10 protein-coding genes and 2 tRNA genes are annotated in these 13,200 nt (G+C 58.9%); 7 read left to right on the top strand and 5 right to left on the bottom strand.

Translation table 11 applies throughout. From position 1 onward, the window contains the following. Window positions 1-562: 562 nt before the first annotated feature. Entirely contained in the window at window positions 563-1,108 is a 546-nt protein-coding gene (locus LIY45_RS26885) for a TetR/AcrR family transcriptional regulator (protein WP_226478180.1), read from the bottom strand. Between the two features lie 91 nt (window positions 1,109-1,199). On the opposite strand from LIY45_RS26885, the gene LIY45_RS26880 reads away from it, so the two are divergent. The 5 genes from LIY45_RS26880 (at window position 1,200) to LIY45_RS26860 (ending at window position 7,579) form a co-directional block, all read left to right on the top strand. Further along, window positions 1,200-2,393 carry an MFS transporter gene (locus LIY45_RS26880; RefSeq protein ID WP_226478179.1) on the top strand — a complete coding sequence of 398 codons (1,194 nt, stop codon included), beginning with the start codon at window positions 1,200-1,202 and terminating at the stop codon, window positions 2,391-2,393. A gap of 41 nt (window positions 2,394-2,434) precedes the next feature. Continuing rightward, entirely contained in the window at window positions 2,435-2,746 is a 312-nt protein-coding gene (locus LIY45_RS26875; RefSeq protein WP_076015276.1) for a cupin domain-containing protein, read from the top strand. A gap of 106 nt (window positions 2,747-2,852) precedes the next feature. Beyond that, window positions 2,853-4,007: a TDT family transporter gene (locus LIY45_RS26870; RefSeq protein WP_076015277.1), complete on the top strand. Its 1,155-nt coding sequence runs from the start codon at window positions 2,853-2,855 to the stop codon at window positions 4,005-4,007. A gap of 69 nt (window positions 4,008-4,076) precedes the next feature. Then, the gene (locus LIY45_RS26865) at window positions 4,077-5,951 is read left to right on the top strand and encodes an MFS transporter (protein WP_226478178.1); all 1,875 of its coding nucleotides are present in this window, start codon (window positions 4,077-4,079) and stop codon (window positions 5,949-5,951) included. A gap of 176 nt (window positions 5,952-6,127) precedes the next feature. Next, on the top strand, window positions 6,128-7,579 hold the full coding sequence (locus LIY45_RS26860; RefSeq protein ID WP_226478177.1) for a M91 family zinc metallopeptidase: 1,452 nt from the start codon (window positions 6,128-6,130) through the stop codon (window positions 7,577-7,579). 214 nt (window positions 7,580-7,793) lie between these two features. Here the strand turns inward: LIY45_RS26860 and sugE are convergent, their stop codons facing one another. From sugE to rdgC, 3 genes are all read right to left on the bottom strand, one after another. Continuing rightward, the gene (sugE, locus tag LIY45_RS26855; RefSeq protein WP_010166396.1) at window positions 7,794-8,108 is read right to left on the bottom strand and encodes a quaternary ammonium compound efflux SMR transporter SugE; all 315 of its coding nucleotides are present in this window, start codon (window positions 8,106-8,108) and stop codon (window positions 7,794-7,796) included. A gap of 110 nt (window positions 8,109-8,218) precedes the next feature. Continuing rightward, window positions 8,219-9,184: a bile acid:sodium symporter family protein gene (locus LIY45_RS26850; RefSeq protein ID WP_226478176.1), complete on the bottom strand. Its 966-nt coding sequence runs from the start codon at window positions 9,182-9,184 to the stop codon at window positions 8,219-8,221. Window positions 9,185-9,340: 156 nt separating this feature from the next. Continuing rightward, window positions 9,341-10,261 carry a recombination-associated protein RdgC gene (gene rdgC / locus LIY45_RS26845; protein WP_008430455.1) on the bottom strand — a complete coding sequence of 307 codons (921 nt, stop codon included), beginning with the start codon at window positions 10,259-10,261 and terminating at the stop codon, window positions 9,341-9,343. A 161-nt stretch (window positions 10,262-10,422) separates the two neighbouring features. Here rdgC and LIY45_RS26840 point away from each other — a divergent pair. Both LIY45_RS26840 and LIY45_RS26835 read left to right on the top strand, forming a co-directional pair. Then, window positions 10,423-10,498, top strand: a tRNA-Val gene (locus LIY45_RS26840). Window positions 10,499-10,517: 19 nt separating this feature from the next. Then, window positions 10,518-10,594: transfer RNA gene (locus LIY45_RS26835), tRNA-Asp, on the top strand. Window positions 10,595-10,742: 148 nt separating this feature from the next. Here the strand turns inward: LIY45_RS26835 and LIY45_RS26830 are convergent. Next, entirely contained in the window at window positions 10,743-13,166 is a 2,424-nt protein-coding gene (locus tag LIY45_RS26830; protein WP_226478175.1) for a TonB-dependent siderophore receptor, read from the bottom strand. Window positions 13,167-13,200 lie beyond the last annotated feature (34 nt).

Below are 13,200 nucleotides of genomic sequence, written 5' to 3'. Positions count from 1 at the left end.
GCGGGCCGCCGCGATGGGCCATCCTTGGCCCAGCGCGGCTAAACCGGCGTCCTGCCGGTTTACCCGCTCCGCACCACCTGCGTTCGGCCTCGGGCTTATTGGGGCAGTCAGATCAAAATCAAAAGCAAGAGCACAGCGGCCTACCGGCCGGCTTGAGTGTTAAAAGCAAAAGCAAAGACCAGAGCGAAAGCAAAGCTGAAGCTGATGCAGCTCTGCTTTTCCTGTGGGAGCTGGCTTGCCTGCGATGCAGACACCTCGGTGCATCAGGCACACCCAGTTGATGCCATCGCAGGCAAGCCAGCTCCCACATTTGACCGTGCCCGCTTTGGCTTTTGATTTTGCTCTTCAACACTCAAGCCGGCCGGGAGGCCGCTGTGCTCTTGCTTTTGATCTTGATCTTGATTTTGATCTTAGGCACACCGAGCCTGGGCGAGGTGCCGAGTGGTGGGGCAAGAGCGTTTTGCTTACTTTTGCGCTGTTCAAAAGTGAGCCGCTGTAAGAGCGGAACCGATATCAGCCATCACCTAAATAACGGATATACACCCAAACCCACAAACCCCGCTCACCCCCGCAAAGCCAACTCAATCAACTCATGCAGCTCTTCAACCGGCAACGGCGCAGTAGAAAACAGACTACGAAACACAGTGGGCGCGACGATCAGATTAATCAGCCTATCCACGCTGGGCACAGTTCCCGCTTCAATGGAGTAACGATCCAGGATCGTCTCCAACTGCCCGGTGAGAATCCCCACGCAATACCCCGGCGCCTGACTGCATTGCACATCGCGCATCATCTCCCGGCCAAGATCCGAGCTCATTTCATCGCGATACTGCTCACCCCAGGCCCGCAGGTCGCCACGCAGGCTGCCAGTGTTAGCCGGCTCACTGTCCGGTCGCAGCCGAGCCATGGCGACATCAGCCAGCAGCGCAGCAAGGTCACCCCAACGGCGGTAGATAGTCGAAGGCGTGACCCCGGCGCGCGTCGCTATCTGCGGCACGGTCACGCTGGAGCGGTCCTGCTCTTCGAGCAATTCACGCACCGCCGAATGCACTGATTCCTGAACCCGGGCACTACGGCCCCCCGGGCGGAGGCCTTCTTTTATCGCCATGCGTAAAACCTTAACACAAAGAATTTGCTTTAAGCGCCATCCAGTAGCACACTCCGCAAAAGCAAAATATTAGCTTTAGCGGAGCGTGCCCATGTCCAGCGTTACTTCCCATCGTTCCAGCCTGGTGTTCCTCGCGATCACTTTGCTCACGTTCCTCGCCGCCTCCAGCGCGCCGACGCCGTTGTACCACCTCTATCAGGAAGGCCTGCATTTTTCGGCAGCAATGCTGACCCTGGTATTCGGCATCTACGCCTTGAGCCTGCTGGCTGCCCTGCTGACCGTGGGTTCTCTGTCGGACCATCTGGGGCGCAAGCCGGTGATTTTTGCCGCGCTGCTCCTCGATATGCTGGCGATGCTGCTGTTTATCAATGCCGACAGCGTCGGCTGGCTGATTGCCGCCCGCACGGTACAAGGCTTTGCCACCGGCATGGCCACCGCCGTGTTGGGCGCCGCGCTGCTCGACACTGACCGCCAGCAAGGTCCGTTGATCAACAGCGTAGCGCCTTTGTTGGGCATGGCCTGTGGCGCCATGGGTTGCAGCCTGCTGGTGGAGTTCGCGCCGATGCCGACCACGTTGATTTACTGGACCCTGCTCGTGTTGATGATCCTCCAGGCGTTGTACGTCTGGCGCCTGCCGGAAACAGTCAGCCGGATGCCTGGCGCGCTGGCCTCGCTGTGGCCTACCTTGCATGTGCCACCCCAGGCGCGTCGTGCGTTGTGGATCTCATTGCCGGTGGATGTAGCGGTGTGGGCCATGGGCGGCTTTTACCTGTCCCTGGCGCCCTCGCTGGTACGAGCGGCCACCGGGTCCACCTCGAACCTGATTGGCGGCGGGCTGGTCGCGGTGTTGACGCTGAGCGGTGCGGTGATGATTTTCAGCCTGCGCAACCGCCCGGCGGACAAGGTCCTGCGGTTGGGCGCCGTGCTGCTGACGGTGGGTGTCGCGCTGATCCTCACGGCCGTCCACAGCGCCAGCCTGCCGCTGTTTTTCATTGCCACGCTGATCGCCGGCGGCGGCTTCGGCTCGGGGTTTCTCGGCGCACTGCGCAGCGTTTTACCGTTGGCCTTGCCCCATGAGCGAGCGGGTTTGATGTCAGCGTTCTATGTGCTGAGTTACCTGGCGTTCTGCGTGCCGTCGCTGTTGGCGGGCAACTTGACGCGCAGCTTCGGTTTGATCGCCACCACCGACGGTTATGGCGTGGTGCTGATTGTATTGGCGCTCGGCGCGCTGGTGGCGTTGCTATTGCAGGATTTGGCGCGGAGCAGGGCGACGGCGGGTAATTGATTCGGTAATAATTCGCCACCCGTACGCCTTGGGATTCACACATGAAGATCATCCGCAGCAAGGACTTCACCGGCAGCCGCGCCTGGGAGGCGCTGGACATCGCGAACATGAACGGCATCACCACCCGGTTGCACTGGACCGACCAGCCGTATCGCTGGCACGTGAATGACGGGGAAGAGGTGTTCGTGGTGCTCGACGGCCAGGTGCAGATGCACTATCGCGAGAACGGCACCGAGCAGATCGTCTTGCTGCACGTCGGTGACATCTTCTACGCCAGCGTCGGCACCGAGCATGTGGCCCATCCACAGGGCCCGGCACGGATCCTGGTGATTGAATCCGAAGGCAGCGTTTGACTGTATATCTACAAAACAGATAACAGTTAGAGATATTACCCGTTATATAGATATTCGATTCGGTTCTACCATGGCCTCAACCTCATGCGAGGAAGAGGAATACACCATGACTTGCCCGAATACGCTTCACAGCAGCTTGAAACCCTTCAGTCACCTGACCCGTCCCCGGGAAGTGATTCGCCAGTTCACCCCCAACTGGTTTGCCGCCACCATGGGCACCGGGGTGCTGGCGTTGGCGCTGGCGCAATTGCCGGTCAGCGTGCCGGGGTTGCATGCCGTCGCCGAAGGGCTTTGGCTGTTTACCATCGGCCTGTTTGTGTTGTTCAGCGTGCTGTACGCGGCGCGCTGGGTAATGTTTTTCCACGAGGCGCGGCGTATTTTCGGGCATTCCACGGTGTCGATGTTCTTCGGCACCATTCCCATGGGCCTGGCGACTATTATCAACGGCTTCCTGGTGTTCGGCCTGCCGCGCTGGGGTGATGGCGTGGTGCAGCTGGCCGAAGTGCTGTGGTGGCTGGACGTGGCGATGGCCTTGGCCTGCGGGGTGTTGATCCCGTTCATGATGTTCACCCGCCAGGAACACAGTATCGACCAGATGACCGCCGTGTGGCTGTTGCCGGTGGTGGCCGCGGAAGTCGCCGCTGCCAGTGGTGGCCTGCTGGCGCCGCACCTGGCCGACGCCCATTCGCAACTGGTGATGCTGGTGACCAGCTACGTGCTGTGGGCGTTTTCCCTGCCGGTGGCGTTCAGCATCCTGACCATCCTGATGCTGCGCATGGCCCTGCATAAACTGCCCCACGCCAATATGGCCGCGTCGAGCTGGCTGGCCCTCGGCCCTATCGGTACCGGCGCCCTGGGCATGCTGGTGTTGGGCGGTGATGCTCCAGCGATCTTTGCAGCAAATGGCTTGCCCGGTGTTGGCGAGATGGCCAACGGCATTGGCCTGGTGGCGGGGATCACCCTGTGGGGCTTCGGCTTGTGGTGGATGTTGATCGCGGTGCTGATCACCGTGCGTTACCTGCGGGCCGGCATTCCGTTCAACCTTGGCTGGTGGGGTTTCACCTTCCCGTTGGGTGTGTACTCGCTGGCCACGCTGAAACTGGCGAGCACCTTGCACCTTGGCTTTTTCAGCATCGTCGGCAGTGTGCTGGTGGCGGCGCTGGCGTTGATGTGGCTGATCGTTGCCAAGCGCACGGTGCAAGGTGCCTATAAAGGTGAGCTATTTGTTTCGCCGTGCATTGCAGGACTAGCGAATAAGTAAGCGGGATTAGGTAAAGTCGTGGCCTGGAAAAACCAATAACAGTCTTCAGGCCACGCAGGAACACGGACGATGAGCCACCCCTCGCAATTCACTTTGCTGCGCAAACGGCGCTTCCTGCCGTTCTTCATTACCCAGTCCCTTGGGGCGTTCAACGACAATATCTTCAAACAGTCGTTGATCCTGGCGATTCTCTACAAGTTGACCATCGAGGGCGACCGCTCCATCTGGGTCAACCTCTGCGCCTTGCTGTTTATCCTGCCGTTCTTCCTGTTCTCGGCCCTGGCCGGGCAATTTGGCGAGAAGTTCAACAAGGACGCGCTGATCCGGGTGATCAAGATCGGCGAGATCGTGATCATGTCGGTGGGCGCGGTGGGCTTCATGTTCAACCACCTGGAGCTGATGCTGCTGGCGCTGTTCGCCATGGGCACGCACTCGGCGCTGTTCGGGCCGGTGAAGTACTCGATCATGCCCCAGGCCCTGCACGAAGATGAGCTGGTGGGCGGCAACGGCCTGGTGGAGATGGGCACGTTCCTCGCCATCCTGGCTGGCACCATCGGCGCCGGGATCATGATGTCCTCCACCCATTACGCGCCGGTGGTCTCCACCGCCATCGTCGGCATCGCGGTGCTGGGTTACCTGGCCAGCCGCAGCATTCCCCGCGCGGCGGCGTCCAGCCCCGAGATGCGCCTGAACTGGAATATCTTCAGTCAGTCCTGGGCCACCTTGAAGCTCGGCCTGGGACAGACGCCGGCGGTATCGCGCTCGATTGTCGGCAACTCGTGGTTCTGGTTTGTCGGCGCGATCTACCTGACGCAAATCCCGGCGTACGCCAAGGAGTGGATGTACGGCGACGAGACTGTGGTAACGCTGATCCTCACGGTGTTCTCGGTGGGCATCGCACTGGGTTCGATGCTGTGCGAAAAGCTCTCCGGGCGCAAAGTCGAGATCGGCCTGGTGCCGTTCGGCTCGTTCGGTTTGACCGTGTTCGGCCTGCTGCTGTGGTGGCATTCCGGCGGCTTCCCGCAGAACGTCCAGGCCAACGACTGGATCGCGGTGCTGAGCTACGGCCAGGCGTGGTGGGTGTTGTTCGATATCCTCGGCCTCGGCGTATTTGGCGGTTTCTATATCGTGCCGCTGTACGCACTGATCCAGTCGCGTACCGCCGAGAACGAGCGGGCGCGGGTGATCGCGGCCAACAACATCCTCAACGCGCTGTTCATGGTGGTCTCGGCGATTGTGTCGATCCTGCTGCTGAGCATGGCCAAGCTGTCGATCCCCGAGCTGTTCCTGGTGGTGTCGCTGCTGAACATCGCGGTCAACGCCTACATCTTCAAGATCGTGCCCGAGTTCACCATGCGTTTCATGATCTGGCTGCTCAGCCATTCCATGTACCGGGTCGAGCATAAAAACCTCGAGCTGATCCCGGACGAGGGCGCGGCATTGCTGGTGTGCAATCACGTGTCGTTTGTCGATGCGCTGTTGATTGCCGGTTCGGTGCGTCGGCCGATTCGCTTTGTCATGTACTACAAGATCTACAACTTGCCGGTGCTGAACTTTATCTTCCGCACTGCCGGGGCGATTCCGATTGCCGGGCGGCATGAGGACATCCAAATCTATGAAAAGGCGTTCCAGAGGATTGCGCACTACCTGAAAGACGGCGAGCTGGTGTGCATCTTTCCGGAAGGCAAATTGACCTCCGATGGCGAGATGAACGAGTTCCGTGGCGGTGTGACGCGGATTCTTGAAGAGACACCGGTGCCGGTGATTCCGATGGCGTTGCAGGGGTTGTGGGGAAGTTTCTTCAGTCGTGATCCGAACAAGGGGCTCTTTCACCGAATCTGGTCACGGGTGACGCTGGTGGCTGGCGCGCCAGTGACCGTGGACGCGGCAACGCCCGAGGCGCTGCAGGGGCTGGTTGGCACGTTGAGGGGCGATCTCAAGTAGTCATGTTCGTGTGCTCAGGACCTTCTGCCCAGGAGGGCCTGAGCAACGACTAATTTTGCTGTGGGACAACGCTCACAGTTTGGTGTTTCGGGTAAGAAATCACTCATCCTGCGGAACCATTTCCGTCTAGTTACCACGCAGCCATCGTAGTTATCTAACGCTAAGGATGATTTTCGATGAACATGCAAGTGAGTAGTAACCCTCCTGCTTCACAACCGCCTTTACACACTCTTTCTACAGCACCCTCCGATAAGTTACAGGATAAACAGGGCGAGCCTTCTGCTCCGATAAAAATCATCCCGAATATGCCGTTCAATGAAGATGGGGTCGAGATAGATTTAAGTGTTCGCGGTGGCGGGGGTGGTTTTTTCTCCCCGCCAAAAGACCAGGCGTTAACGATTAGGACGGGTGACAGCGCGGACAAAGTTCATATTAGAAAATCGGCTGATGGAGGATTGACCGCCGAGATTAATGGCAAGACCTACGACATTCCTTTCGATACCAAGAGTAGGGGGCCGCAGCGTCTTGAGATTCACACGGGCGGAGGTGATGACGACATATCTATTGCTCCTGACGTCAATATGCTTACAACCATTCATGCCGGAGACGGTAATGACACGATCAAGGCTGGTGGTGGCTGGACCATGGTATTTGGAGGCAAGGGGAACGACTCCATTACGTTGGGGGCGGGTATAGGGTATGCCGAGGGCAACGACGGGAATGACTCTATTACTGGTGGTACAGGCTACAGCGTAATTTACGGGGGTAATGGCAACGATAAATTACGTGGCGGCAGCGGTGGCAGTTACATGGACGGTGGTTCTGGTGATGATCAGCTGGATGGAGGCAGTGGCCGTAACGTCCTTGTTGGAGGGAAGGACAACGACATATTGAATGGTGGCAGCGGCCAGAATGCGATCTATACCGGCAGTGGGCAGGATGCTGTAAATTCCACATCTGACAAGGATGTTGTTTATGGAAAGAAAGATGACCGTATCAAGCGCTCTAAGGAGTCGAAGTTTGTGGAGGTTGTACCCAGCGAGAGTGGTAGCAAAGCTTTTAATGTGAAAGGGACGGAAGAGTTTAAGCAGCGTTTTGAAGATGACTTGGAATTTTTACGTGGTTCGCCGGTAGGTAAAAAAATGCTTGAGGCATTGGATAAGACAGCCACTCCAATTAGTGTCGATGAGAGAAATCCTGGTACGAATAGTACCTATATTTTTGGCAAAAATTTTGCACAAATAAGACCTGAGCCAGACGCAGAACATGGCTACATAGTTAATGGCAAGCCAGGTAAGCCTGCCGATGAGGCAACAGTTGGCTACAATCGTACATTTGTAGAAGGTAATGAAAAGCGACCACCTGTGATTCCGTTGTTTCATGAAATGGGGCATGCGTACAACGGGGTGACTGGAACCAACTTGCCAGGCGATACGTTGGTCGAGGCCAGCGGTCGGTGGGAGGAGAACAGGGAACTGCAGGTTGTAGGTTTACCCACCAATGCCGAGCCTTTTGATTTCGACAATGATCCGTCGACACCACCTACTGCCATGAACCCCACAGAGTTTACCGAGAACGGGCTTCACGCAGAAATGGGTAGTAACAGACGTGAAGTTTACAATCACTGATAACGGCGTATGGCGAAAATAAACAGCTTTGCATGAGTTGAGCAACGGGTGGGTTATGAGCTCCACCCTGTCACTGCTTGCTATGAAAGGTTTTTGATCGTTCCCACGCTCTGCGTGGGAATGCCGCCGTGGACGCTCTGCGTCCGCTTTTAGAGTCGTGACACGGAGCGTCACAGGATGCGTTCCCACGCAGAGCGTGGGAACGATCTGGTGCCTAAGCGCTGATTTTGAGCCCGATCAGCCCACAGATAATCAACGCCACACTGGCCAGTCGAAACAGCGCCATGGATTCCCCGAACAGGATAATCCCGGCAATCACCGTGCCCACTGCACCGACACCGGTCCAGATGGCATAGGCGGTACCCAGTGGCAGTTCCTTCATGGCCAACCCCAGCAATCCGAGGCTGATGGCCATGGCGGCAATCGTCAGGGCCGTGGGCAGTGGCTTGCTGAAACCGTCGGTGTACTTCAGTCCCACGGCCCAGCCGACTTCAAACAGTCCGGCAAAAAACAGAATGATCCAGGACATGATGACCTCCCTTCTAATTAAGGTGGGGTCGTCCCCTGATTTGATCGCGCGATAGCGTCGCGAGGTCGTCCCCGCGAAGCCCGCTAGAGTGCCGAATATTGATCAGGTGATCAAGTTTCTGACTTGCCCGCCAACAGTTCGCGATCTTCCTTTTCGCTCATCCGCCGGAAGTACGTCGCCAACAACGCCCCGGAAATATTGTGCCAGACGCTGAACAGCGCGCTGGGCACCGCCGCCAGTGGCGAGAAATGCGCGCTTGCCAGGGCAGCGCCCAACCCGGAGTTCTGCATGCCCACTTCCAGCGCCAGGGATTTGCGTTGCGCCAGCGGCAGGCCGAACACACGGCCGGTGAAGTAGCCCAGCAGGAAGCCAAAGGTGTTGTGCAGGATCACCACGGCCATGATCAGCAGGCCCGACTCGGCAATCTTCGCCTGGCTGGCCGCCACCACGGCGGCGACGATCGCCACGATGCTGACCACCGACACCAGCGGCAACACCTCCACCGCATGCCGTACCCGCGCGCCCAGCAACCGCTGCGCCACCACGCCAAGCACGATCGGCAGCAGCACCACTTGCAGGATCGACCAGAACAATTCCATGAACGACACCGGCAACCAGGCCGAGGCCAGCAGCCAGATCAGTGCGGGCGTCAGCAGCGGGGCGAGGAGGGTGGTGACGGCGGCGATGGCCACCGACAGCGCCAGGTCGCCCCGGGCCAGCCAGGTCATGACGTTGGAGGACGTACCGCTCGGGCAGCAGCCGACGAGGATCACACCGACGGCAATTTCCGGTGGCAGGTGAAAGACCTGGCACAGCAGCCAGGCCACGCCGGGCATGATCACGAAGTGCGCGACCACACCCAATGCCACGCGCCACGGGTGGCGCGCGACTTCAGCGAAATCTTCAAGTTTGAGGGTCAGCCCCATGCCGAACATCACCAGGCCCAACAGCGGCACGATGGCGCCTTTCAGACCGATAAACCAGGCCGGTTGCAGGAACGCAACCACGGCAAAAATCAGCACCCAGTAGGCGAAGGTATTGCCGACGAAACGGCTCAAGGCGGCGAGTGCGCGCATGGGGTTGGTCCTTGTTATTAGAATGCTGGAAGTGCTGACCCGATCAACTGTGGGAGCTGGCTTGCCTGCGATAGCATCACCCGGGTTTAACTGATAAACCGAGGTGCCCGCATCGCAGGCAAGCCAGCTCCCACATTGACTGTGCCCAGTTAAGACTTAGATGCCTTGTGGGGTTTCTTCGCCACCCAGTGCTTCCACCAACGCCGGCAGGAAGTCGCCAAACGTCAGCATCATCAGGGTAAAGCTGGCGTCCTGCTGGCCCAGTGCTTCGTCGCCGCCGTCCTGTTCAGCCTGATCCTGCAGCAGGTCTTCGAACTTCAGGCGCTTGACGGTCATTTTGTCGTCCAGCATGAAGGACAGCTTGTCCTGCCAGGCCAGGGACAGTTGGGTCACGACTTTGCCGGTGGTCAGGTGCAGTTGGATCTCTTCGCCGGTCAGGTCCTGGCGCTTGCAGCGCACGATGCCGCCGTCTTCGTGGGTGTCGCGCAGTTCGCATTCGTCGAGGACGAAGAAGTCGTCGGCCGGTTTCTGGGTGGTGACCCAGTCGGTCATGATGGCGGTTGGCGCGGTTTTCACGGTCAGCGGACGTACCGGCAGGGTGCCGATCACTTCACGCAGGGTGGACAGCAGGTCTTCGGCACGTTTCGGGCTGGCGGAGTTCACCAGGATCAGGCCCTGTTTCGGCGCGATGGCGGCGAAGGTCGACGAGCGACGGATAAACGCGCGCGGCAGGAAGGCCTGGATGATTTCATCCTTGATCTGGTCGCGTTCCTTTTTGTAGACCTTGCGCATTTGCTCGGCTTCGATCTCTTCGACCTTTTCCTTCACCGCATCACGCACCACGCTGCCCGGCAGGATACGTTCTTCCTTGCGCGCAGCGATCAGCAGGAAATCACCGCTGACGTGTACCAGTGGCGCGTCTTCGCCTTTACCGAAAGGGGCGACGAAACCGTAAGTGGTCAACTCCTGGCTTGCACAAGGGCGCGCCAGTTTGGTGGCCAGTGCAGTTTCCAACGCCTCGGCATCAACAGGCAGATCTTGGGTCAGGCGATAGATAAGCAGGTTTTTGAACCACATGGGGTGAGTCTCTCCTTATATACAAAGGGGGGCATTATTCTCCTCATGGCGTCATAGGCCAACCCTCGCTAAGCCATTGGAAGGCCTGAAAAAAATTATTTAAGAAAGTGCTTGCCAGACCATGGGTCGCTCCGTAGAATGCGCGCCACACCGAAAGTGAAGGGTGATTAGCTCAGCTGGGAGAGCGTCTGCCTTACAAGCAGAATGTCGGCGGTTCGATCCCGTCATCACCCACCATTCGCTTTATGTGTTACGCGCAGCGGTAGTTCAGTCGGTTAGAATACCGGCCTGTCACGCCGGGGGTCGCGGGTTCGAGTCCCGTCCGCTGCGCCATATTAAGGTCACCTGGAACGCTGAACGCCAGGTACCACGGAAAGCCCGCTCATTGAGCGGGCTTTTTGCTGCCTGGGGTTTGCCAAAACCACCAGTCTGAAAAACGCCCCCGATCATGTGCCGTGATCGGGGGCGTTTTTTATGGGGTTTAGAAATCCCAGCGGGTGGTGACCATGAAGTTACGTGGCTCGCCATAAGCGGCGGAGTTATAGAAGCCGATGTTGGTGTAGTAGGACTTGTCGAAGATGTTGTTGACGTTCAGTGTCGCCGACACGTTCTTGGTGATCTGGTAGCGGGTCATCACGTCCACCAGCCAGTACGCCTCCTGGGAAAACTCTTCATACCCGCGATGGGGAGTGTTGTAGATGTCCTGCCAGCCCACGCTCTGCCAGCGCACGCCACCGCCGACGGTCAGCTTGTCCAGGTCGCCTTTGAGCTTATAAGTGGTGTACAGCTTGACCTGGTCTTCAGGCTCAAACGTTGAAATCTTCTGGTCCTGGTCGTCACGCACCACCTTGTGGGTGTAGCCGGCCTGAATCTGCCAGCCCGGGCTCAGCTCGCCGGACACTTCCAGCTCATAGCCCTTGGTGACGGCCTTGGTGCCTTTGTAGGCGTAGTTCTGCGGTGTCGGTTTCAGGTTGTTGTAGTCATCGTCGGAAACGGCGCGGTTGTTTTCATGGACCTCGAAATACGCCGCGCTGGCGTTCAGGCGCCCGTCGAAGAAGTCCGCCTTCAGCCCCAGCTCGTAGTTCTGGCCCTCGTCGGGCTCAAGCAACTGGTTTTGCCGGTCGCGGTTGTAGTTTTCCTGGGGCATGAAGATATCGGTGTAGCTGGCGTAGACCGAGTAGGTGTCGTTCAGGTCGTAGACCACGCCGACATACGGTACGAAGCGTCCGGTCTCGCGGTAGGACGGGTTGTTGCCGGTCAGGTGGTAATTGACCACGCGGCCACCGAGCAACAGCTTCAGGTCATCGGCCAGGTTCAGGCGTGTCGTCATATAGGCGCCGGTCTGGCGAATGGTGTCGTCGGTATATTGCTGCGGCGCGCCCCAATCGGGTTGGGTGGCGTGGCCGTGCCAGTTATTGAAGTCCACCCTGTTGGGGGTGAGGTTCCAGTAACCCTTGCCGTTCCAGTCCGAAATGCCGATGGAACCGCCCACCACCAGTTCATGCTCGCGGCCGCCCAGGCTGAACGGGCCGCTGGCATACAGGTCGGCGGAATCGCTGACGGTTTCCCCGGTGTATTTGCCCGAGGTGATTTTGGCGGTGCCATCTGCCCGTGGCTCATCGCCCTGGATCGAGCCCATCAGCGCGTGGTAGCCGTTGATCTTGTGGTCCAGTTGCAACTTGGTGACCCAGCCATTACCCAGGTCATGCTCGAGCATGGCGAAGGCGGTGCGGGTGTATTGCTCCCAACTGCTCCAGTTCGCGGCGTTGTTGAAGGAGCGCTTTACGCTGTTGCGGTCGCCATTGGCGTTGATCAGCGGGAAGCTGCCGGACCAGCTCGAGGCGGTGGGCAGGCTGTCCTGATAGTCGCCGCCCACGGTCAGCATCGTGTCGGGGGACAGGTCGAATTCCATGATGCCGTAGTACACCGGGCTTTTGCGCGAGTAACGGTCCATGAACGAGCGCTTATCCTGATACGCCGCCACAGCCCGGCCACGCACGTTGCCGCTTTCGGTCATCGGGCCGCTGACATCCAGCTCGCTGCGGTAGTTGTCCCAGGAGCCCGCGCCGAGGCTGGCATGGCCCTGGAAATCAGCCGTAGGTTTCTTGCGCACCAGGTTGATCGTGGCACCCAGCGAACCGGCACCGGTCAGCAGGCCCGTGGCGCCTTTAAGCACTTCGACCCGATCATAGATCGCCATGTCGCTCAGGGTATTGCCCGCCGAATAGGCGACGTTGCGCGCGGTGGAAGGAATGCCGTCGTACTGGAAGTTGTTGATGGAGAAACCGCGGGCATAGTAGTTGGTGCGATCGGTGTCGAAGGCCGACACGGTAATGCCCGGGGTATGGCGCATCACGTCGTCGACGTTGTTCAGGCCGAAGTCATCCATGTGCTTGCGGGTGACGACGGTCACCGATTGCGGGGTTTCCTTGGGGGTCAACACCAGCCGCGTCGCAGTCGCGATGCTGCCGGGAGTGTAGGAATCAGTGCCTTCAGTGACGTTGCCCAACTGGTTGGTGCTTACCTGGGTCGGGCCCAGCTCCATAGCGTCGGTGGTCGCGGGGTTGGCTTCCAGCGCGTACACCTGATCACCTTTGGTCACGCGGTAGCCGCTGCCTTGCAACAACCTGTCGAACCCTGCGTCCACGCTGTAAGTGCCTTTCAGCCCTGGCCCATTCAGCCCTTGGAGGTTCTGGGACTGGAACACAATGGCCACGCCCGCTTGCTGGGCAAACTGGTTAAGTGTGGCGCCCAGTGGCCCTGCGGGTATGTCGTAGGCTTGGGCGGCAACGTTTACCGTGTCGGCCTGGGCCAGGTGGGTATTGAGCAACGTCGTCGCGAGGAGTGTGAGGGTCAGCGGCGCGCTGCTGAGCAGGCGTCTGCGGGGTTTGGAAGGGAGGGGCATGGCGATGGCAGTCCTTTAGTTATCGATATACCTT

The organism is Pseudomonas sp. MWU16-30323 (genome assembly GCF_020515595.1).
Lineage (GTDB): Bacteria > Pseudomonadota > Gammaproteobacteria > Pseudomonadales > Pseudomonadaceae > Aquipseudomonas > Aquipseudomonas yamanorum.
Note: the sequence above shows the minus strand (reverse complement) of the source record. Positions and strands in the feature narration are given on the sequence as shown.

Coding starts and splice junctions, on each gene's coding strand:
- LIY45_RS26850 (WP_226478176.1), bottom strand. CDS start 9,184: ATGCGCGCACTCGCCGCCTTGAGCCGTTTCGTCGGCAATACCTTCGCC.
- LIY45_RS26875 (WP_076015276.1), top strand. CDS start 2,435: ATGAAGATCATCCGCAGCAAGGACTTCACCGGCAGCCGCGCCTGGGAG.
- LIY45_RS26860 (WP_226478177.1), top strand. CDS start 6,128: ATGAACATGCAAGTGAGTAGTAACCCTCCTGCTTCACAACCGCCTTTA.
- LIY45_RS26870 (WP_076015277.1), top strand. CDS start 2,853: ATGACTTGCCCGAATACGCTTCACAGCAGCTTGAAACCCTTCAGTCAC.
- LIY45_RS26880 (WP_226478179.1), top strand. CDS start 1,200: ATGTCCAGCGTTACTTCCCATCGTTCCAGCCTGGTGTTCCTCGCGATC.
- LIY45_RS26885 (WP_226478180.1), bottom strand. CDS start 1,108: ATGGCGATAAAAGAAGGCCTCCGCCCGGGGGGCCGTAGTGCCCGGGTT.
- LIY45_RS26830 (WP_226478175.1), bottom strand. CDS start 13,166: ATGCCCCTCCCTTCCAAACCCCGCAGACGCCTGCTCAGCAGCGCGCCG.
- sugE (WP_010166396.1), bottom strand. CDS start 8,108: ATGTCCTGGATCATTCTGTTTTTTGCCGGACTGTTTGAAGTCGGCTGG.
- LIY45_RS26865 (WP_226478178.1), top strand. CDS start 4,077: ATGAGCCACCCCTCGCAATTCACTTTGCTGCGCAAACGGCGCTTCCTG.
- rdgC (WP_008430455.1), bottom strand. CDS start 10,261: ATGTGGTTCAAAAACCTGCTTATCTATCGCCTGACCCAAGATCTGCCT.